This is a genomic window from Burkholderia sp. B21-005 (genome assembly GCF_020843965.1).
GTDB classification, from domain to species: domain Bacteria; phylum Pseudomonadota; class Gammaproteobacteria; order Burkholderiales; family Burkholderiaceae; genus Burkholderia; species Burkholderia ambifaria.
In genome coordinates this window covers 60978-81402 of sequence record NZ_CP086302.1, presented here as the reverse complement: position 1 = coordinate 81402, position 20425 = coordinate 60978, and the positions used below count along the sequence as shown (strand labels likewise).

Here is a 20425-nt window from a genome sequence, read left to right as displayed (position 1 = left end):
GCACTCCCCTACGACGATGCAACCGAACACCTCGCCCGGCGCGATCCGCTCGATCGGCAACGACTGGTCCGTCTCCGCGATCACCGCGGGCTTTCTCGCAGTGCTGATTTCCTATGCGGGCCCGCTCGCGATCTTCTTCCAGGCGTCGCAGGCCGCGCATGCGTCCGACGCGATGGTGACGTCGTGGGTCTGGGCGATCTCGATCGGCGCGGGCATCTCGGGGCTGTTCGCGAGCTGGAAGCTGAAGGTGCCGGTCGTGACCGCGTGGTCGGCGCCCGGCACCGCGCTGCTCGTCGGCCTCTTTCCGCAACTGACGCTGAACCAGGCCGTCGGCGCGTACATCACGGCCGCGCTGATCATCCTCGTGATCGGCATCACCGGCTATTTCGACCGGCTCGTGCGCCACATTCCGCGCGGCATCGCCTGCGGGATGATGGCCGGCATCCTGCTGCCGTTCGGCATGCACGCGTTCTCCGCCGCGACCGCGCAGCCGGTGCTCGGGTTCGGGATGATCGCAGCCTACGTGATCTTCAAGCGCCTGCTGCCGCGCTACAGCATCGTGCTGGTGCTGCTGACGGGCGCCGCACTCGCGACGCTGCTCGGCATGACGCAGCTCGGCAGCGTGTCGCCGAGCATCGCGCGGCCGATCTTCATCGCGCCCGAATGGACGCTGGGCACCACGCTCAGCCTCGCGCTGCCGCTCGTCGTCGTCAGTCTCACCGGCCAGTTCCTGCCGGGCATGACGATCCTGCGCGTGTCGGGCTATCACACGAGCGCCCGGCCGATCATCACCGCGACCAGCGTGATGTCGCTCGTCGTCGCGTGCTTCGGCGGGATCACGATCGTCGTCGCGGCGATCACCGCGGCGCTCTGCACCGGCAAGGACTCGCACGAGGATCCGGACCGGCGCTATATCGCGGGCCTCGCGAACGGAGTGATCTACCTGATCGGCGGGCTTTTCGCGGGGACGATCGTCACGCTGTTCTTCGCGCTGCCGAAGGCCTTCGTCGCGATCCTTGCGGGGCTCGCGCTGATCGGCGCGATCGGCGCGAACGTGCACGGCATCTTCGAGGACGAGGATCATCGCGAAGCATCGGTGATCACGTTCCTCGCGACCGCATCGGGGATGACGTGGCTCGGGCTCGGTTCCGCGTTCTGGGGGATCGTGATCGGGTCGGTCGCGTATGTGGTGTTGAGCCGGGTGCGGCGGCCGGTGTAACGCGCATCGCGCGCCCTTTCGGCCGCCGCGTCGCTCACCGCGCGTGTTCGCGCACCAGCGCGGCGAGCGCCTCCACCGGTGCCGTCGTGCCGTACACCCGCTCCGATACGCCGGCCTCGACATCGATCTGCCCCGCGTTGTGCACGTCGTACAGATCGACGATCAGTTGTGCGTGGCGTTCGCTGAGCCCCGCGCGCAATAGCGTCGCGGTCCATGCGTCACGAGGTAGTTCGTGCGCGACGATCTCGCGATCGGCTTTCGCGGCGAACGTTTCGGCGATGTCCCGCACACTCACGCGCCGCGGTCCTTCGATGCTGACGATACGCGGCCCGTTGCCGGCTTCGGTCCGATCGAGCAGCAGCCGCGCCGCCGCGACACCCACGTCGGGCGCCCAGACCGTCGGGAACAGCTTGTCGACCGGATGATGAAAGCTCGGCAGCACGCCGGTCCCGAGCGCGACGGGCAACACGCGTGTCCAGTTCTGCAGGTGTTCGGCCGAGCGCAGCAGCGTGAGCTGCGTCGGGACCGTGTTCAGCCGCGCCTCCAGGTAATGAAAGAGCCGCGTGATGCCCGTGTTGCCGTCGCGCTCCGCGCCGTAGTCCGACAGCGCGAGCAGCGCCGGCGGCGGATTCGCGGCGAGTGCGCCAGTCACGATGTCGATCGTCCGCTCCATCGTCGCAGCCGGGTCGCTGTCGGCGACGGGCACCGGACACAGCATCTGCACGGCTTGCGCGCCGTCGATCGCCGCGGCGACCGCGCGAGCGTCCGTCAGATCGGCGATCGCCACGTCGCAGCCGAGTTGCGCGAAGCGTTCTCGCTGGCGTGCGTCGCGCAGCACCGCGCGCACGGGATGGCCTGCCTGACGCAGGGTCGTCACGGTCGACAAGCCGACGTTGCCTGATGCTCCGAAAATCACGAACACGATCCGCTCCTGGGGGATGAAGGTGAGATGATTGTCGGCACGCGCGGCCGGGACGGCGCGCAGGAACGGATGAAGTGAGCAGGAAAGGATGACGGGATGCGAGCGCCGCACGCGGATCGTACGGCACGACCCGCCGGTTCGTCGGCGGCTATCGCCTGGTCGCCGGCGTGTCGTCCTCGCCGTCGTAGGCGAGCCGTAGCCCGCCGCGCGCGCCCGACCGCGCGATCTCCGTCGGCGTCGCACCCAGCACGCGATTCATCCAGTTCGCCATGTGGCTCTGATGCGCGAAACCCGCTTCGAGCGCGATCTGGCTGATGCCGAGCCGGCCTTCGAGCAACAACGCCTTCGCGCGCTCGACCCGACGCCGCACCACGTACTGATGCACCGGCATCCCGAGCGTCTCGCGAAACAGCACCTTGAAATGCGGCACGCTGATCGACACGAGCGCCGCGAGTTCGGCGAGCGTCATGCGGCGCTCGAGGTTGGCCTCGACATAGTCGATCACGCGCGCCGCCGCCTTCGGCGCGAGCGTACGCCGGTGCTCGCGGAACGCCGGCTGGCTGTCGGCCAGCCGCGCGACGAGCGCCGTGCACAGGCTCTCCGCATAGAGCGGGTCCGACGCGTCTTCCGCTTCGAGTTCGGCGGCCATCGCCCATGCGATGTGCTGCAGCCGCGGATCGCGCACCTGCAGCCGGCGGCGGATCTGCGCCTGCGACGGCTTCAGCTCGAGCTGGTCGAACGTGCGCCGCACGAACGTATCGCTGAGCGCGATGTGCAGGATCCGGCAGTCGGCGCTGTCGGTCCATTCGCCCGGCAGGCCGGCGGGAATCACGTCGACGTCACCATGCGCCTGGATGCGCGACACGCGTGCGCCGTCGCACACGCAATCCGCGCGCACGGGCGAGCCGATATGCACGCCGATGCGGTGATGCTCGGCGGCCGGGATCCGGTACGTGCCCGCGCGAATCTCCAGCAGCGACGCGCCGAAGCCGTGCCAGCCAAGCCCGCGGCTCGAGCGCAGGCTGACCGGCACGCCGTTGTCGGTCGGCGCGGCGAGAATCGGATCGCTCATGGTTCTTCTCCACCAGGTCGTGGGTCGAACGCGCATTGTGACGCTTTTTCCGGACGCTCGCCGGGCTTGCACGGCCATTCCCGCGCGACGCGGAAAAATGATCATCCGTTTCTGCTCCGGCCCATCCTTGCGTGCGCGCCGACCGGCGCAGCACCGCTTACGATGGCGTCATCCGACACCTCCGGAGACCGTCATGCCCCATTACTGCCCGCAACGCGCGGCGTTCACCACCGCTTCACCGTCCCGCGGCGCCCGCCGTCCTGCCCAGCCGGCGCCCCGTCACGATCGGATCGCTATCGCGTCGTGGTGCCTGCGCATGATCGGCTGGTACCGGCTCGAACGGCTGCTCGCGTCGATTCCCGACAGCAACGACGACTTCGGGCTCGTCTGACGGTTGACACGCACGGCGCCGCGGCCGCACTCCGCCGCCCTCATCCGCCTACTTGCGCCGCCGCTCGTGCGACGCGACCGTCGCGCCGTCGATCACCGGCGCGCCCTGCTTGATCAGGAAATCGCGAAACAGCCCCGTCACCTGCGAGATCCGCCGGTCGGCGAGCGTGATCACGTACCACTCGCGCACGATCGGATTGCCCGGAAACGGCAGTTGCCCGAGCAGCCCGGTGCGCAGCTCGAGTGCACACGCGTGCAACGACAGGAACGCGATACCGAGCCCCGCTTCGGCCATCTGCTTGATCGCCTCGTTGCTCGACAGTTCGGAGCCCACATGGAAGCGGTAGCCGGACGTCTTGAACAGGCTCTCGACGGTCGAGCGCGTACCCGCGCCGCGCTCGCGTACGAGCAGGTGCGCGGATTCGAGATCCTTCAGCGCGACGCGCTTGCGCTGCATCAGCGGATGGCCGGGCGCCGCGACGAACACCATCGGATGCTTCGCGAACTCGACCGCGTGCGTGCGCAGCTCCTTCGGCGCGCTGCCCATTACCGCGAGATCGATTTCATGCGTCGCGAGCATGCGGATGATGTCGTCGCGATTACCGACCTTGAAATACGTCTTCACGTGCGGGCGCGTCGCGGTGAACTTCACCAGCAGCGGCGGGATCAGGTACTCGGCCGTCGTGATCGCGCCGATCCGCAGCGTGCCGCCGAGATCGCCCGTCAGCGCGGCCACTTCGTCGCCGGCCTCGCTCCACAGATGCAGGATCTCGCGCGCATAGCGCGACACGATTTCACCGGCCGCGGTGAGCTGCACGCCGCGCCCCACCCGCTGCAGCAGCGCGGCGCACACCGCCTGCTCGAGCAGGCGAACCTGCAGCGACACGGCCGGCTGCGTCAGGTTCAGCTCCTCGGCCGCGCGCGACACGCTGCCGAGCCGCGCAATCATGTCCAGCGCCTTCAGCTGCCGGAACGTCGCGGTCTTTCCTATAAGTGAATACATATGAGTCGCTTATAAACATTAAATTGTTCTAGTAGGTTCGAAACTATATCGTCGGTTCTTGAGCAATGTCATCCGAATCGTCATCAGCGGGAGCCACAACATGGACAACATCACGCCTACCCTTGCAACGGATCGCGCACCGCGCGTGCCGCGCATCGTGATCGTCGGCGGCGGCGCCGGCGGCCTGCAGCTCGCCACGCGCCTCGGCGACACGTTGGGCCGCCGCGGGCAAGCCGACGTCGTGCTCGTCGACCGCTATCCGACGCACTTCTGGAAGCCGCTGCTGCACGAAGCCGCCTCCGGCCATCGCGATCCGGCCTCGCACACGATCGAATACGCGGCACAGGCGAAGCGCCACGGCTTTCGCTTCGTGCAGGGCGCGCTGCACCGGGTCGACCGCGCGGCACGCACGGCGACGATCGCCGTGGTGCAGGACGCGGACGGCACGGAGATCCTGCCGCAGCGCGAACTCGGCTACGACGATCTCGTGCTGGCCGTCGGCAGCGTGACGAACTTCTTCAACGTGCCGGGCGCCGCGCGCCACGCGTTGCCGCTCGAAAACCTCGACCAGGCCGAGGATTTCCGCCGCAAGTTCCTCGCCGCCTGCACGAAGGCGAACCACCTGGCCGAGCAGCAGCCGGCGCGGCCCGCGGCACCGATCTGCATCAACGTGATCGGCGCGGGCGCGACGGGCGTCGAACTGGCCGCGGCGTTGCGCCACGCGATCCAGCAGCTGACGACGTATCGCTTCAAGGCGCTGGTGTCCGCACGCGACGTGCACATCCGCCTGATCGAAGGCGGCCCGCGCATCCTGCCGGCGCTCGACGATCGGCTGTCGGCCAGGATGCACGCGCAATTGCGCACGCTGAACGTCGACGTGCTGACGGATACGCGCGTCGCGGAAGTCGGCGCGGATGCGGTCATCACCGCGACCGGCGAGCGGCTCGCGAGCGACATCACGATCTGGGCGGCCGGCGTCGCGGGCCCCGCGATCCTGCGGGAACTCGGCGACATCGCGCTCAACCGATCGAACCAGGTGATCGTGACCGATACGCTGCAGACGCCCGACGATCCGCATGTGTATGCGTTCGGTGACTGCGCCGCGTGCCCGTCGGCCGATGCGAGCGGTTTCCTGCCGCCGCGCGCGCAGGTCGCGCACCAGCAGGCCGTGTACCTGGGCGAAGCGCTCGCGCGACGCCTCGCCGGCAAGCCGGTGGCGGGCTTCACGTTCCGCGACGCGGGCACCGTCGTGTCGCTCGGCCAGGCCGGCGCCGTGTATCAGGCCGACCTCGGCGTGCGTTCGCGTTCGCTGATCGTCGACGGGCTCGCCGCGATCGGGCTGTACAAGTTCCTGTACCGCAAGCACCTGTTCAGCGTGTACGGACTGAAGCGCGCGCTGTTCCAGTCGCTGAGCCACTGGCTGCAAAGCCGCAACCAGCCGTCGATCAAGCTGCACTGATCAGCGGGTTCGCACGCGGCATCGCAAGACGGCGTATCGGGCACACCTCGCCCGATACGCCGTTTTTTTTCTTATGCACACACCCGGTGCATTCATCGTGCGCGCACCTTTGGTGCATCACATTCACGACCATCGATACGATGCAGATCATGCGGCACACATCGCATCGCGCGCCTTTCGCGCCGGCTATGGCGCGCCGCCCGATTCATTAGTTGAATCGTATGAGTTGGATATAAATATTAATTGGTCGCCTATTCCGGATCGGCGCTAAGGTGTGTGGCATTCCCGTCCGCGAACGGATCGTCACGTCTCAGGAGAGGAATCACCGTGGTCATCGAAGCCATCGTCACCCGTCTCGACGCCGCATTCGCGCAGATCGAAGCGACACCGGATTCGCACGAGTCGCGCAACCAGCGCGATGCGATCATCCAGTGGCTCGACAGCGCATCGGAGCATGGATATCGACTCGGTCTCGTCACGACGCTACCGGCCGCCCGGCTGAGCGACATGTTCGAAGGCCAGTTCGGCCGTGCGAACCTCGACCGCTTCTCGGTCGTCGTGACCGACGCTAATCAGCAGGACTCCGTATCAAATCAGCATCCGTTCGACGTCGCGCTGCAGGCGCTGGGCGTGCCGCCCGAGCGCGCGGTGGGGGTCGCGAGCAGCGAACCGGAACGCCGCGAAGCCGAGACGTTCGGCCTGTCGCGTTGCGTGCGCATCACCGACACGGTGCGATCGATCGCATCGGCAGGCGTGCACTGAACTGAGCACCTGCACACGGGCCGGCTCGCGCCGGCCGGTCGCGATCCGGCGCAATGCCGACGATTGCCCGACCGAATCCTGACATTCTGCTGTCAAAGTCGCTTGCAACACTTCCGGTCTCAACCGATCCCATCCGGAGACGGAACGACGCGCTTCCCGCCTCGTCCCGCCCGTTTCAAGCCACGATGACACGCCCGACCCGCACCGCCTCCGCCATCGCCCTCCTCTGCCTGCTGCTCGCCGCGTGCGGCGGAGAGACGTCCACCACGCCCGCCACGTCGGCAGACAACAGCGGCGCGCAGCCGGTTCCGCAAGCTCCTCAACCCATACCCACGCCGGAACCGACGCCCGCACCCGCGACGACCTACTACCAGACGAAGACGCCGTATCGTCCGCAGCAGGACGCGACAACCTACGAAGCGCCGCCGGCCGGCTATGCACCGGTCTACACCGAGCTCGTTGCACGGCACGGCTCGCGCGGGCTGTCAGGCTTCAAGTACGACGGCGCAATCTATTCGATGCTGGTCAAGGCCGAGGCCGACGGCGCGCTGACCGCGCTCGGCACGCAGCTGAAGGCCGACACGTACGCGATGATGAAGGCCAACGCACTGCTCGGCTACGGCGTGCAGGGGATTTCAACGCCCGGCTACGGCAATCTCACGCAAACCGGCATCCGCGAACACCAGCAGCTCGCCGCGCGGCTCGCGCAGCGGCTGCCGGCGCTGTTCGCGTCGGGCGGCCGGCAGATCGTCGTCGTGAACTCGGGGCAGGACCGCGCGGTCGACAGTTCGACCTACTTCTCCGCCGCGCTCGTCGCCGCGCAGCCGGCACTCGCCGCCGCGATCACGCTGCCGGCCGCGCCGTCCGGCTATCCCGCGAGCGCGCCGGTCGCGCAACCCGCCGGCACCAACCGCTTCCTGCTGTATTTCCATTCGCTGAAGCCGGCCACCGATCTCGTGACCGATACGTCCGATCCGTATTACGCGACCTGTCAGGCGAGCCAGGCATACCAGGCCTATTCGAGCGATGCGACGGTCGCGGACAAGTTGAAGACGATCAAGGCGGCGCCGCAGGTCGCGGACGTCGCGCAGACGGTGCTGGCCGCGCTGGTGTCGCAGGCCTTCATCGCGAAGCTCGGCACCGACGGCTACACATTCGCGAACACGGGCACTTACGCGTTCACGTCGTCGGACGGCAAGTTCACCAACACGCTGAAGGGCGACGGCAAGACGAAGATCGCGTCGGCCGTCGATGCGGTGAACGTGCTGTACAACCTGCTGCAGGTCGCGCCCGCGATGACGGCCGAAACGGGCGGCGTCACGATGGAGAAGTACCTCGGCGCGCAACAGGCGCAGACGCTCGCGTACCTGCAGGACGCGGAGGACTATTACCAGAAGGGGCCCGGCATCCAGGAAGCGAACCCGGTCACGTACCGAATGGCGAAGGTGCTGCAGGACGACTTCTTCAACGAGGTGGACGCGATCGCGCGCGGCGACCTGACGCGCGCCGCGAAACTGCGCTTCACGCATGCGGAAATCGTGATTCCGTTCGCGTCGATCATGAACCTGAAGAACGTGTTCGTGCCGACGCCGCGGGCGCAGACTTACACGTATGCGAACAACCCGTGGCGCGGCGACCAGGTGTCGCCGATGGCCGCGAACATGCAATGGGACGTGTATCGCAACGGCTCGCAGCTCATCGTGAAGATGCTGTACAACGAGCGCGAGACGGATTTCCAGGCCGCCTGCGACGGCGCGAAGATCGCGCCGGCGAGTCATTTCTATGACTATGCAGGGTTGAAGCGCTGTTACGGATATCTGTGACGCGTCAACGCTGGATCGTTACGCTCGTGTGTGCCGCCGCCGCGGCCTTCGGTTTCGCGGCGGCGTGCACCTTCGGATCGGTGCTGGCCGCATGTTGAACCTTGCGGGTCTTCGCGGGCGCCGCGTGTGTCTTCGACGCGGGCTTCGCGTCGGCATGCGCCGCGGCCGGCACCTTCGACGGCGAACGAACGGCTTGCTGCGCCGGCTTCACGGCCGTCGCACTGCGCGTGGCCACGGGCGGATGCTTGACCTGCTTCGCGTATGCGTTGACGTCGCGGTCGTTCATCCACGATTCCGTATAGGCCGCCGCCGCGGGCTGCGACAGATTGAGACAGGTGATCGATGCCACGAGAAAGGCACGAAGATGCGTGCGACGATTGAATGCGGTAATGACGAATGCTCCTTGCGATCTGGCTTGACGCGCCGTGTCGAACTTGCCGGCGCCGTCGTGGCGGCACGATAAATGAGCGCATTCCACATCGCAAGCATCCGACCGGTGATCCAAACGATTCTTGACGTTTGGTCGGCCGCTGGCGATCTCGAACTCCGGTTCGCCGACGGTGTCGAACGTGCATCGCCGGAGAATCACATGACACGCGCCGCCCCTTTCGCCATCCTGATCGTGCTTGCCGCCGCCAGCTTGCCGGCGCTCGCCGGCAGTACGGCGTCGCCGGTTCCGCAGCAAGCGAAAAACTGCGTACCGTCCTCCACCTCAACCTCCGCGGGCACGGCGCCCGGCTCCCGCGCCACGTCGAAGGCCCCGCCGATCCGCGTGTGCGTCGGCGATTCCGACACGCAACTGAACCTGCCGTGGTTCGTGACCGACATCCTCACCGCCGTGGACACGCACCAATCGCCCCGCGACCTGCTCCACAAGATGCGCAACGATTTCTGAAGCGCGGCCGGTCCGACGGCGCGCCCGTCATGCTCGGGTATTCCCCGACTCCGAAAGAAGAACCCTACATCGCGCGGGTTGAATGGCGTTGACGGAAAATTGCCGAGAGATCGCGGTGGCGCCGTGTTGCGCGAATATTTCCCGTTGAGAGTCAATCACAAAATCGCACCATTTGTTGACTAACAATATTTCGCAATCGTGCGTCGCGTCATATACTTGCCGCGCACCATCCTCGTGCCAAGAGACGGTGTTCTTCGACCCGGCCGCACACCGATGCGGCCGGGTTTTTTTTCGGTGCGCGACGTCGATATCTATACATAATGAATGGTTGTATAGCGATGCGCGTCGAATCCAGTGACTCCGTCGCGATGCCTTGGCTTGCGTACCGCAAGCGTAGAATCGATTTGCGTCCAGATATCGGCGCGAGCCCCGTTGCCCCGGCCAGGCACGGCAAATGCTCCGCGCCAATCCATCGACCGGTTCGACCTGCATTGCCATGCATACAACAACAAGCGCGATCGGAGAAACACCCCCGCCGGGCTCAAAACCCGCATTCCAGCGCAGCGGTGCGTGGCCGCATATCGTCTTCTCGGTTGCATTGATCATCTGCATCCTCGTGCTCTTGATGGCGCTCGTCGTGGCCGAACGCCTCGCCCGCGACTCGGTTGCCGAGCACGAGCGCGTCGTCGCGAACGACATCGTGATCTCGGTCGATCGCATCCTCGACGGCGTACGCTCGCGGCACCCGGCCGAATTGACTGCGCTGGTCGGACGGCCATGCGCGACGGTCTTCAGGACCCTCGCCGAAGTAGGCACTCACCTGCGCTATCTGCGCGCCGTCGCGCTGGCCAACGACGGTCGCGTCACATGCTCGTCGGCGCTGGGCTCGATCGATGTCTCGCTGGACGCGTATGTGCATGCCCCGCCGCCGGGGATGACGGCCATCACGCTGCTTCGGCAGACACCGTTCCAGCATCGCGTCCCCGTGCTGGCGGTGTTTCGTGCGACCGCGCCCGAATCGGGCGTGCTTTATCTGGTCGAAGGCGACTATGTGGCCGACATGCTCTCGCACGGTGCGCGCTTCGGCGCGGAAACCGCGATGCTGTCGGTCAATGGCGCGGGCGGTCTCGATCAGCATGGCGCGTTCGTGCCGGCGTTCCACGCGACCCCGTCGGCCGGCAGCACGATCGCTTCGAGCGCGTGGCCGTTCACGGTTTCCGTCACCTCGTCCGAACCCTACGTTCGGCAGGTGCAACAGCACTATCGGCTGATCTGCGTGACGATCGCGCTGCTGGTGAACGGCCTCGTCGCGGCCGCGTACCTGCTCGCGATGGCGCCGCGCCGGCTATTGCTGAAGGCCGTTCGCAATGCGCTGAAGCGCAACGAGTTTCACGTGGTGTACCAACCGATCGTCGACGTCGACACGCGCAGGACGGTCGGCGTCGAGGCGCTGCTGCGCTGGCACCATCCGAAATGGGGGCCGATCAGCCCGGCCGTGTTCGTCCCGCAGGTCGAATCGAGCTCGATCCTGCCGAAGGTGACCGAGTTCGTGCTGCGCACGGCCGTGTCGGAACTGACCACGCTCGCGCCGTCGATGCCGCTGCACATCGCGATCAACGTCGCGCCGAAGGATCTCGAACGCCCGCGTTTCGTGTCCGTCGTCGAAGAGACGATCCGCGGGCTTCCGCCGGGGTTCACGCTGGTGCTCGAGGTGACCGAGCGCATCCTGCTCGAAAAGAATGCGCGCACCACCGCGATGTTTGCCGCGCTGCGCGCGACGGGCGCGAGATTCGCGATCGACGACTTCGGCACGCATCACAGCAACCTCGACATGCTGTCGCGCTTTCCGTTCGACTACGTGAAGATCGATCGTCAGTTCATCTCGCAGCTGACGACCGGCAATGCCAGGCTGATCGAAGGCATCGCGGCCGTCGCGCACCACTACGAGCTGAAGATCATCGCCGAGGGCGTGGAGACGGAAGAGCAGCATCGCGCGCTGCATGCGGTCGGGATTCAGTATGCACAGGGCTACCTGTATCAGCGGCCGCAGCGGCCGAAAGACCTGAAGCAGGATTTCGCGCCGATGCCGGCTTAGGTGTCGGCTTAGGTGTCGGCTTAGGTGTCGGCTTAGGTGTCGGCTTAGGTGTCGGCTTGGGTGTCGGCTTGGGTGTCGGCCGGCGCGGCGCGTGCGGGGCCGAACGTTCGGCGCACCTCCATCGCCGCACCGCCCCCTTGCGTGCGTATCCGTCGCGCCTGCCCAGGGGCCACGCGAATGCCGCCACCCCATGCCCGCCGGCTGCCGCGCGCTCATGCGAGTCCGGGCACTTTGATCCGGTGCCCTTTCACAGCTATGCTCTCTGCGATGCTGACCGCCGCGCGACCGGGTATGAATCCATGGCGCTGTCATGGAATTCGCAGCGCGATCGACAGGTTAAACGAGCTTTCCGATCATGACGCCAGACCAGCCGCAGCCCATCCCTTCGGACCACCAGCCGGCCCAGCACGAACAGCCGCTGCTCGACCGCTACGCGGAGTTCCGCTTCCAGACGGTCGTCGCGTCGATCACCGATTACGCGGTGTTCATGCTCGACCCGCACGGCAACGTCGCGACGTGGAACGCGGGCGCGGAGCGCATCAAGGGTTTCCGGACGGACGAAATCGTCGGCAGCCATTTCTCGCGCTTCTATCCGGCCGATGCGATCGCGGCCGGCCGCCCGGCGCACGCGCTCGAAGCCGCCGCCGCGTACGGTCACTTCCAGGACGAAAGCTGGCGCGTCCGCAAGGACGGTTCGCGATTCTGGGCCAGCGTGACGATCACGGCGGTCCGCGACGAGTCGCACCAGTTGCGCGGCTTCATCAAGATCACGCGCGACATGACCGAGCGCAAGCGTGTGGAGGAACTCGAGGCGGCCACGCGGCGGCTGGACGTCTTCATCGCGACGCTCGCGCACGAGCTGCGCAACCAGCTCGCGCCGCTGCGGCATACGATCGGAATCCTGCAAGGCCTGCCGTCGTCCGAACTGGGCCCGGCGCTCACGCAATGCAAGGACATCGCGGATCGCCAGATCGAACAGCTCGTCCGGCTCGTCGACGATCTGCTCGACATCGGACGTATCAAGTCCGACAAGGTGGAACTCAAGAAAGCGCCGCTGAACGTGCGCGATATCGTGTACCGGAGCGTGCAGGGCATTCAGCCGAAGGTCGACGCGCGCGGGCAGCAGATTCTCGTGCGGCTGCCGCCCGCGCCCGTGATCGTTCACGGCGACGATGTCCGGCTCGTCCAGGTGCTGTACAACCTGCTCGACAATGCGTCGAAGTATTCGCCGAACGGCGAGCGCATCGAAATCCACGTGCGCACCGAGCAGAGCGTGGTTGCGATCGAGATCGTCGATTACGGGATCGGCATCGTGCCCGGCGCGCAGGAATCGATCTTCGACCCGTTCGAGCAGGAGCATGCCGCGGAGCGCCACGCACCCGGCGGGCTCGGGCTTGGGCTCGCGATCAGCAAGAAATTCGTCGACCTGCACGGTGGCAGCATCACGGCTGACAGCGCCGGGATCGGCGCGGGGTCGTCGTTTACCGTCCGACTGCCGGTCGCGGAATCGAATCGTGTGGTCGAGCACGCGCAAAAAACGCCGGCGCCTTCGCCCACGCATTCGCTGCGCATCCTGATCGTCGACGACAACCGCGAATCGGCCGACACGCTCGCCATCCTGATGCAGATCAAGGGCCACACGTCCCGCGTCGCATACCACGCGCGCGACGCACTGCCGCTCGCCCGCGAATTCGCGCCGCATCTGATGCTGATCGACCTCAGCATGCCGGACGTCAGCGGGTTCGAGCTGCTCCAGGCGTTACGGTCGACCGGCGCCGCACCCGATTCGTACTATGTCGCACTGTCCGGACATGTACGGTCGTCGGACCGACAGGACACCACGGACGCAGGCTTCCACGATCATTTCGCGAAGCCGATTCCGATCGAGGCGCTGGACAGCCTGCTCGTGCGTGTGGAGGACGATGCGCGGCGCCGCGGCCGGCTGTGACAATGGGCGCGGCCACCGCGGAGCGACGCGCGGGAGCCGCGAGAGGCGCTAAAATTCGCCGCCTGGGCATCCACACGAGCAAGCGTTTTGACGGAGTTCGAGCAGGGCTTCATCCTCACCCGCCACTGGCGGGACACCGCGTCCGGCATCGAGATCGAGTTCTGGCTGGCAACCGAACACGGCCCGCGCCGCGTGCGGTTGCGCCCGCAGGAAGCCGTCGCGTTCGTGCCGGCCGAGCAGCAGGCGCTCGCCGAACGCGCGCTGGCCGGCGAACGCGATGCCGAACTGCGCCCGCTCGCGCTGCGTGACTTCCGCCAGCGCGCCGTCGCCGGCCTCTATTGCCGCCGCTACCGCAATCTGTCCGGGCTCCAGAAACGCCTCGCCGCGGCCGGCGTCGACGTCTACGAAGCCGACATCCAGCCGCCCGACCGCTACACGATGGAGCGCTTCATCACGGCGCCCGTGCTGTTTCGCGGCACGGCCGGCCGCGACGGCACGCTGACCGACGGCGAACTGAAACCCGCGACCGGCTATCGCCCGACGCTGCGCTGCGTGTCGCTCGACATCGAGACGAGCGTCCACGGCGAGTTGTATTCGATCGCGCTCGAGGGCTGCGGGCAGCGGCAGGTCTACATGCTCGGGCCGCCCAACGGTAACGCGCCGGCCGTCGACTTCCAGCTCGACTACTGCGACAGCCGGGCCGAGATGCTCACGCGGCTCAACGACTGGTTCGGCGCGCACGATCCCGATGCGGTGATCGGCTGGAACGTCGTGCAGTTCGACCTGCGCATCCTGCATGCGCACGCGGAGCAATACGGCGTGCCGCTGAAGCTCGGACGCGGCGGCAGCGTGCTCGAGTGGCGCGCGCATGGTCAACAGCCCGACCACTTCTTCGCGGGGGCGGCCGGCCGCCTGATCCTCGACGGCATCGACATGCTGAAATCGGCGACCTGGTCGTTCCCGTCGTTCAGCCTCGAATACGTGTCGCAGTCGCTGCTCGGCGAAGGCAAGGCCGTCGACAATCCGTATCAGCGGATGGACGAGATCCAGCGCCGCTTCGATCACGACAAGCCCGCGCTCGCGCACTACAACCTGAAGGACTGCGAACTCGTCACGCGCATCTTCGAGAAGGCCGACCTGCTGTCCTTCGCACTCGAACGCGCGAGCGTCACGGGCCTCGCGGCCGATCGCACCGGCGGCTCGGTCGCCGCGTTCACGCACCTGTACCTGCCGCGCATGCACCGGCTCGGCTACGTCGCGCCGAACCTCGGCGACGTGACCGGGCAGAACAGCCCCGGCGGCTTCGTGATGGATTCGCGGCCCGGGCTGTACGACTCGGTGCTCGTGTTCGACTACAAGAGCCTCTATCCGTCGATCATCCGCACGTTCCTGATCGATCCGGCCGGGCTGATCGAAGGGCTCGCGCACCCGGACGACGACGCGTCGGTGCCGGGCTTTCTCGGCGCGCGCTTCTCGCGTACCGCGCATTGCCTGCCCGACATCGTGCGGCGCGTGTCAGAAGGCCGCGACGAAGCGAAACGCCAGCGCAACGCACCGCTGTCGCAGGCGCTGAAGATCATCATGAATTCGTTCTACGGCGTGCTCGGCTCGACGGGCTGCCGGTTCTTCGATCCGCGCCTCGCGTCGTCGATCACGATGCGCGGCCACGAGATCATGCATCGCACGCGCGAGCTGATCGAGGCGCAGGGCTACGAAGTCATCTACGGCGACACCGATTCGACTTTCGTGTGGCTCGGGCGCGAGCACGACGACGATGCCGCCGCCACCAAGGGCCGCGCGCTCGTCGAGCAGGTGAACCGCTGGTGGCAAGCGCACCTGCGCGATCGCTTCGGGCTGGAAAGCGCGCTCGAACTGCAATACGAGCGGCATTACCGCCGCTTCCTGATGCCGACGGTGCGCGGCGCGGAGGAAGGCAGCAAGAAGCGCTATGCGGGCCTCGCGGTCACGGCGAACGGCGACGATGACCTCGTGTTCAAGGGGCTCGAAACGGTGCGCACCGACTGGACGCCGCTCGCGCAGATATTCCAGCGCGAGCTCTACCGGCGCGTGTTCAAGCGCGAGCCGTACCAGGATTTCATTCGCGACTATGTGCGCCGCACGCTCGCCGGCGAATACGACGCACAACTGATCTATCGCAAGCGCGTGCGCCGGCCTTTGAGCGAATATCAGCGCAACGTGCCGCCGCATGTGCGCGCCGCGCGGATCGCCGACGAATTCAACCAGGCGCGCGGCCGGCCGCTGCAGTACCAGCGCGGCGGCTGGATCAGCTACGTGATGACGACGGCCGGCCCGGAGCCGCTCGAGACGATGCGCTCGCCGATCGACTACGCGTTCTACGTGAGCCGCCAGTTGCAACCGGTCGCCGACGCGATCCTGCCGTTCCTGCGCGACGATTTCGAACGCGTGATTTCGGGGCAAGGGCAGTTGTTCTGAGATCGACGGCGCGGCGACATCACGCGCCGTCCTTGCGCCGCACGCGCGCCGCCGTCCGCCTGCCGGACCGCCGCAATCCCCCGATCTTCCCTCTCTCCGTCCTCATGTAACCGGCCCCGCGCCGTCCCGCCTTTTCCGCTCGCCCCGGCGCCCCGCCCCGCCCACGCCCCTGGGAAAACCCGACCACCTCACAGCACAACTTCTCGTTGACACGCCGATTTTTGCCCTTCTAATATGCACACAACGTTGCACACAACAAAACACACACCGATGTGTGGAGAAAACAGCAGGCATACGGGTTTACCCATCTCAAAGTGAGGTCACCATGAATCGACTGTCTCGTTTCACCCGTCAAATCGCCGCGTGCACCGTGGCGGCCGCGGCGCTGGTCTCGGCCGCTCCGTCGTATGCCGCCGGGCCCGACGCCTGGGCCGCCGTGAAGAAGGCCGGCGTACTGCGCTGCGGCGCCGCGGTCGCGCCGCCGTACGTGATGCGCGACCCGAAGACGGGCACCTACAGCGGTTTCTTCTCGGAGCTGTGCCGCGATTTCGGGCAGAACGTGCTGAAGGTGAAGGTCGAATTCGTCGACACGAGCTGGGACAACATCGTGGCCGGCCTGCAATCGGACAAATGGGACCTGTCGCTCGCGCTGAACGACACGCCCGAGCGTGAGAAGGCCGTCGCGTTCTCCGTGCCGGCGACCGACTACAACGTCTCGTTCGTCTACAACAGGAACAACCCGAAGATCGCGAAGAACGTGCGCTCGCTCGCCGACATCGACAAGCCGAACGTCACGGTCGCGGTGATGTCCGGCACGTCGCAGGACAAGGCGATTTCGGCCGAATTGAAACAGGCGCGGATCATGCGGCTGCCGGGCAACGACGAGACGCGCCTGTCGCTGATCTCGAAGCGCGCCGACCTGCTCGCCGACGCGAACATCACCAACATGCTGCTGACGGAAGCGCACCCGGACTGGGCGGCCAGCTTCAACCCCGCGCCGCCGCTCGCGCAGCAGGAAGTGGCGTTCGGCCTGCGCAAGGACACGCCGAAGGCCGATCTCGACGTGCTCAACAGCTACCTCGCCCAGCAGGTCAAGTCGGGCGCGGTGAACCGTCTGATCAAGACGTCCGTGCAAGCAATGCTCATCCCCGGCAAGTAAGCGCCGAGCGCGCAGACGGGCCCGACGGATCGCCGGCGGGCGCCGATTTTCCGATTCGCATTTTGCGCGCCGACGTCGGGCGCCGCTGGAGAGACAGTCATGTTGTCGCCTCACACGACGGCCGTCAGGTCGGCCATGCATCCCCTTTCGACCACGCGCTTGGCCGCGTCCGCGCCCGACGGCGATTTCGTGCGGCTGCGCGACGTGCACAAGGCGTACGGCCCGAACCTCGTCGTCATGGACGGCATGAGCCTCGACATGCGCGCCGACGACCGACTCGTGATCATCGGCCCGAGCGGCAGCGGCAAGAGTTCGCTGCTGCGCGTGATGATGGGCCTGGAAGGCATCCAGCGCGGCGAGATCGCATTCCAGGGCGCGTCGTACATCCGCGGCGGCGACGCGCGTGGCGGCTGGCGCATCGACGCGAAGCTGCAGAAGCAGGTCGGCATGGTGTTCCAGCACTACACGCTGTTTCCGCACCTGTCGGTGCTTGGCAACCTGATCCTCGCGCCGGTACGCGTCGGCGGGCTGTCGAAGGCGGAAGCGACCGAGCGTGCGCGCACGTATCTCGCGCGCCTCGGGCTGGAAAGCAAGCTGCATGCGTATCCGAGCCAGCTCTCCGGCGGGCAGAAGCAGCGCGTGGCGATCGCCCGCGCGCTGATGCTCGAACCGAAGCTGATGCTGTTCGATGAAGTGACGTCCGCGCTCGATCCGGAGATGGTCGTGGAAGTCCAGAACGTGATGCTGCAGCTCGCCGAGCAGAAGATGGCGATGATCATCGTCACCCACGACATGCACTTCGCGCGGGACATCGCCACGCGCGTCGTGTTCTGCGCGAACGGCAAGATCGTCGAGGAAGGCGCGCCGGACCAGATCTTCAAGTGTCCGAAGGAAGCGCGCACGCGGGAGTTCCTCGAGAAAGTCCTGCATCTCGACTGAGGCCGAAGCCATGAACTACCACTTCGATTTCAGCTTCCTCGCCGGCAGCCTCGGCGCGCTCGTCGACGGGCTGAAGGTCACCGTCGTGCTGGCCGTCGCCGCGAACGCGATGGGCCTCGTGTTCGGCTTCGTGCTGTGTCTGCTCGCGATGAGCCGCTGGGCGATCGTGCGTTGGCCAGCCCGGCTCTTCATCGAATTCTTCCGCTGCACGCCGGCGCTGCTGCAGATCATCTGGTTCTTCTACTGCATCCCGATGATGGTCGACGTGTTCATCGATCCGATCGCGATGGGCGTGCTCGCGCTCGGCCTGAACCTGACCGCGTTCAATGCGGAGGCGTATCGCGCCGGCGTGCAGGCGGTGCCGAAGGAGCATCTCGATGCCGCGGTGGCGCTGGGCCTGCGGCCGTGGCAACGCACGATCTTCGTCGTGCTGCCGCAGGCGCTGCGCGGCGCGATGCCGGTGCTGCTGACCAACGGCATCGGCAGCCTGCAGCAAAGCGCGCTGGTGGCGATCGTCGCGGTGGCCGACCTGATGTACGTCGCGAAAAGCATCGCGACCGAAGCGTACCGGCCGCTCGAAACCTACTCGGTCGTCGCGCTGGTGTATTTCGCGCTGTCGCTGCCGATCGCGAAACTCGTCCACGTCATCGAGCGCCGCCAGGACGTCGCCGTCCAGCGCTGAGGAGCCCGTCGTGAATCTCGATTTTTCCGTCGTCTGGCCGTACTGGTTCGTGCTCGCGAAAGGCCTCGGGCTGACGCTCGTATTCACCGTGACGTGCGCGCTCGTCGGCAGCCTGCTCGGCTTCGTGCTGAGCCTGCTGCGGATGTCGCCGTCGCGCTGGCTGCGCGGGCCGGTCACCGCGTTCGTCGAATTCTTCCGCGGCACGCCGCTGCTGATCCAGCTGTTCTGGGTGTTCTTCTGCTTCCCGGTCGTGCTGCGGCTGCCGATTCCGCCGTACCTGTCGGTGCTGATCTCGCTGACGCTGTACATGGCCGCGATCACGAGCGAGACGTTTCGCGGTTCGCTGAAGTCGATCGCCGGCGAGCAGCACGACGCGTGCATCGCGCTCAGCCTGTCGCCGCACGTGAAGATCGTCTACGTGATCTTTCCGCAGGCGCTGCTGCGCGCGATCCCGCCGCTGCTGTCGAACGTCGTGAGCCTGTTCAAGGAAAGCGCGCTCATCTCGTCGGTGGGGATCGCTGACCTGATGTTCGTCGGCCAGAACGTGTCGAACAGCACCGCGCGGCCCGTCGAGTTCCTGACCACCGTCGCCGTCATCTATTTCCTCGTCGCCTTTCCGCTGACCCGCCTGGTCGGCGTAGTGGAGTCCAGGATGCTCAGGCGCTATGCCTATTAACTCGCAACGCTCTCTCTCATCAAGCCGGAGAACTCTCATGCAACTGAAAGGCATTCTGCCCGCACTCGTCACGCCGTTCGATGCAGCGGGCGCGGTCGATCACGACACGCTCGCGTCGATCCTCGAATATCAGCTCGCCGCGGGCGTCAGCGGCTTCGTGCCGCTGGGGTCGACCGGCGAGTACTACGCGCTCACGAACGACGAGCGCCGCGCGGTGATGAAGACCGTGCGCGAAGTGGTCGGCAACCGCGGCACGCTGATCGCCGGCGCGAACGGCTCGTCGACGCGCGAAGTGATCGAGCAGGTCCGCCAGGCGCGCGATGCCGGCTACACGAACATCCTGATCGCGCCGCCGTACTACGCGCTGCCGTCGCAGGACGAACTGATCGGCCACTACGACGCGATTCTCGCCGCGGTGACCGACGTGAACGTGATCCTGTACAACTATCCGGTGCGCACGAACGTCGAGGTCGGCTTCGGCGTGCTCGACGCGTTCAAGGATCATCCGCGCGTGATCGGCATCAAGGAAAGCAGCGGCAACCTGCTGCGCGCGATCGAGATCGGCGGCAAGTACCGCGACCACTATCAGCTGTCGTGCGGCTCCGACGACCAGGCGCTCGACTTCTTCCTGTGGGGCGCGACGAGCTGGATCTGCGGGCCGGCGAACTGCTTCGCGAAACAGGTCGTGAGCTTCTACGACAAATTCTCGGCAGGCGACATCGCGGGCGCGCAGAATGTGATGCGCTCACTGTTCCCGGTGATGGCGAGCATGGAGTCGGGCAAGTTCATCCAGAAGGTGAAGTACGGCTGCGAGCTGGCCGGCTTCAAGGTCGGCAACGCCCGCATGCCGCTGCAGCCGCTGACGGACGACGAGAAGGCGGCGTTCCGCGCGATCTTCGAGGCGTCGCAGGCGTAAGGCCGTCATGC

At 66.5% G+C, this 20425-nt stretch carries 18 protein-coding genes; 14 read left to right on the top strand and 4 right to left on the bottom strand.

All coding sequences use genetic code 11. The features are described 5' to 3' along the window. Window positions 1-16: 16 nt before the first annotated feature. Entirely contained in the window at window positions 17-1219 is a 1203-nt protein-coding gene (locus LMA02_RS16785) for a benzoate/H(+) symporter BenE family transporter (RefSeq protein ID WP_228908804.1), read from the top strand. 34 nt (window positions 1220-1253) lie between these two features. Here LMA02_RS16785 and LMA02_RS16780 read toward each other — a convergent pair whose 3' ends face one another. Both LMA02_RS16780 and LMA02_RS16775 read right to left on the bottom strand, forming a co-directional pair. Then, entirely contained in the window at window positions 1254-2141 is an 888-nt protein-coding gene (locus LMA02_RS16780; protein ID WP_228908803.1) for an NAD(P)H-binding protein, read from the bottom strand. A 148-nt stretch (window positions 2142-2289) separates the two neighbouring features. Continuing rightward, window positions 2290-3213, bottom strand: coding sequence for an AraC family transcriptional regulator (locus LMA02_RS16775; RefSeq protein ID WP_228908802.1), 924 nt, complete (start codon window positions 3211-3213; stop codon window positions 2290-2292). A 193-nt stretch (window positions 3214-3406) separates the two neighbouring features. On the opposite strand from LMA02_RS16775, the gene LMA02_RS16770 reads away from it, so the two are divergent. After that, window positions 3407-3604, top strand: coding sequence for a hypothetical protein (locus LMA02_RS16770; RefSeq protein WP_228908801.1), 198 nt, complete (start codon window positions 3407-3409; stop codon window positions 3602-3604). A gap of 48 nt (window positions 3605-3652) precedes the next feature. On the opposite strand, the gene LMA02_RS16765 is transcribed toward LMA02_RS16770, so the two are convergent. Continuing rightward, a complete protein-coding gene (locus LMA02_RS16765; protein ID WP_228908800.1) occupies window positions 3653-4606 on the bottom strand; it encodes a LysR family transcriptional regulator in 954 nt (317 codons plus the stop codon). Window positions 4607-4706: 100 nt separating this feature from the next. Here LMA02_RS16765 and LMA02_RS16760 point away from each other — a divergent pair, with 100 nt between their 5' ends. The 3 genes from LMA02_RS16760 to LMA02_RS16750 all read left to right on the top strand — a co-directional run bounded on the left by LMA02_RS16760 (window position 4707) and on the right by LMA02_RS16750 (window position 8650). Then, on the top strand, window positions 4707-6065 hold the full coding sequence (locus tag LMA02_RS16760) for an NAD(P)/FAD-dependent oxidoreductase (protein ID WP_228908799.1): 1359 nt from the start codon (window positions 4707-4709) through the stop codon (window positions 6063-6065). A gap of 327 nt (window positions 6066-6392) precedes the next feature. After that, on the top strand, window positions 6393-6827 hold the full coding sequence (locus LMA02_RS16755; protein ID WP_011660023.1) for a hypothetical protein: 435 nt from the start codon (window positions 6393-6395) through the stop codon (window positions 6825-6827). 185 nt (window positions 6828-7012) lie between these two features. After that, window positions 7013-8650: a histidine-type phosphatase gene (locus tag LMA02_RS16750; RefSeq protein WP_228908798.1), complete on the top strand. Its 1638-nt coding sequence runs from the start codon at window positions 7013-7015 to the stop codon at window positions 8648-8650. Between the two features lie 4 nt (window positions 8651-8654). Here the strand turns inward: LMA02_RS16750 and LMA02_RS16745 are convergent, their stop codons facing one another. Continuing rightward, window positions 8655-8999 (bottom strand): transcriptional regulator, encoded by a 345-nt coding sequence (locus tag LMA02_RS16745; protein ID WP_228908797.1) that lies wholly within the window; start codon window positions 8997-8999, stop codon window positions 8655-8657. Window positions 9000-9239: 240 nt separating this feature from the next. Here LMA02_RS16745 and LMA02_RS16740 point away from each other — a divergent pair, with 240 nt between their 5' ends. The 9 genes from LMA02_RS16740 (at window position 9240) to LMA02_RS16700 (ending at window position 20414) form a co-directional block, all read left to right on the top strand. Next, window positions 9240-9545: a hypothetical protein gene (locus LMA02_RS16740; protein ID WP_324251320.1), complete on the top strand. Its 306-nt coding sequence runs from the start codon at window positions 9240-9242 to the stop codon at window positions 9543-9545. 454 nt (window positions 9546-9999) lie between these two features. Then, on the top strand, window positions 10000-11640 hold the full coding sequence (locus tag LMA02_RS16735) for an EAL domain-containing protein (RefSeq protein ID WP_228908795.1): 1641 nt from the start codon (window positions 10000-10002) through the stop codon (window positions 11638-11640). Between the two features lie 355 nt (window positions 11641-11995). Further along, window positions 11996-13588 carry an ATP-binding protein gene (locus tag LMA02_RS16730; protein WP_228908794.1) on the top strand — a complete coding sequence of 531 codons (1593 nt, stop codon included), beginning with the start codon at window positions 11996-11998 and terminating at the stop codon, window positions 13586-13588. 87 nt (window positions 13589-13675) lie between these two features. Further along, window positions 13676-16042 carry a DNA polymerase II gene (locus LMA02_RS16725; protein ID WP_228908793.1) on the top strand — a complete coding sequence of 789 codons (2367 nt, stop codon included), beginning with the start codon at window positions 13676-13678 and terminating at the stop codon, window positions 16040-16042. A gap of 325 nt (window positions 16043-16367) precedes the next feature. After that, on the top strand, window positions 16368-17201 hold the full coding sequence (locus LMA02_RS16720) for a substrate-binding periplasmic protein (RefSeq protein WP_228908792.1): 834 nt from the start codon (window positions 16368-16370) through the stop codon (window positions 17199-17201). Between the two features lie 99 nt (window positions 17202-17300). Continuing rightward, complete coding sequence (locus LMA02_RS16715; RefSeq protein ID WP_284888586.1) at window positions 17301-18140, top strand: amino acid ABC transporter ATP-binding protein; 840 nt, start codon at window positions 17301-17303, stop codon at window positions 18138-18140. Window positions 18141-18150: 10 nt separating this feature from the next. Then, window positions 18151-18822 carry an amino acid ABC transporter permease gene (locus LMA02_RS16710; RefSeq protein ID WP_228908791.1) on the top strand — a complete coding sequence of 224 codons (672 nt, stop codon included), beginning with the start codon at window positions 18151-18153 and terminating at the stop codon, window positions 18820-18822. 10 nt (window positions 18823-18832) lie between these two features. Continuing rightward, window positions 18833-19498, top strand: coding sequence for an amino acid ABC transporter permease (locus tag LMA02_RS16705; protein ID WP_228908790.1), 666 nt, complete (start codon window positions 18833-18835; stop codon window positions 19496-19498). Between the two features lie 37 nt (window positions 19499-19535). Continuing rightward, window positions 19536-20414 carry a dihydrodipicolinate synthase family protein gene (locus LMA02_RS16700; protein ID WP_175791454.1) on the top strand — a complete coding sequence of 293 codons (879 nt, stop codon included), beginning with the start codon at window positions 19536-19538 and terminating at the stop codon, window positions 20412-20414. The last annotated feature ends 11 nt before the right edge of the window (window positions 20415-20425 follow it).

Coding starts and splice junctions, on each gene's coding strand:
- LMA02_RS16740 (WP_324251320.1), top strand. CDS start 9,240: ATGACACGCGCCGCCCCTTTCGCCATCCTGATCGTGCTTGCCGCCGCC.
- LMA02_RS16785 (WP_228908804.1), top strand. CDS start 17: ATGCAACCGAACACCTCGCCCGGCGCGATCCGCTCGATCGGCAACGAC.
- LMA02_RS16715 (WP_284888586.1), top strand. CDS start 17,301: ATGTTGTCGCCTCACACGACGGCCGTCAGGTCGGCCATGCATCCCCTT.
- LMA02_RS16760 (WP_228908799.1), top strand. CDS start 4,707: ATGGACAACATCACGCCTACCCTTGCAACGGATCGCGCACCGCGCGTG.
- LMA02_RS16750 (WP_228908798.1), top strand. CDS start 7,013: ATGACACGCCCGACCCGCACCGCCTCCGCCATCGCCCTCCTCTGCCTG.
- LMA02_RS16720 (WP_228908792.1), top strand. CDS start 16,368: ATGAATCGACTGTCTCGTTTCACCCGTCAAATCGCCGCGTGCACCGTG.
- LMA02_RS16730 (WP_228908794.1), top strand. CDS start 11,996: ATGACGCCAGACCAGCCGCAGCCCATCCCTTCGGACCACCAGCCGGCC.
- LMA02_RS16770 (WP_228908801.1), top strand. CDS start 3,407: ATGCCCCATTACTGCCCGCAACGCGCGGCGTTCACCACCGCTTCACCG.
- LMA02_RS16775 (WP_228908802.1), bottom strand. CDS start 3,213: ATGAGCGATCCGATTCTCGCCGCGCCGACCGACAACGGCGTGCCGGTC.
- LMA02_RS16735 (WP_228908795.1), top strand. CDS start 10,000: ATGCTCCGCGCCAATCCATCGACCGGTTCGACCTGCATTGCCATGCAT.
- LMA02_RS16700 (WP_175791454.1), top strand. CDS start 19,536: ATGCAACTGAAAGGCATTCTGCCCGCACTCGTCACGCCGTTCGATGCA.
- LMA02_RS16765 (WP_228908800.1), bottom strand. CDS start 4,606: ATGTATTCACTTATAGGAAAGACCGCGACGTTCCGGCAGCTGAAGGCG.
- LMA02_RS16710 (WP_228908791.1), top strand. CDS start 18,151: ATGAACTACCACTTCGATTTCAGCTTCCTCGCCGGCAGCCTCGGCGCG.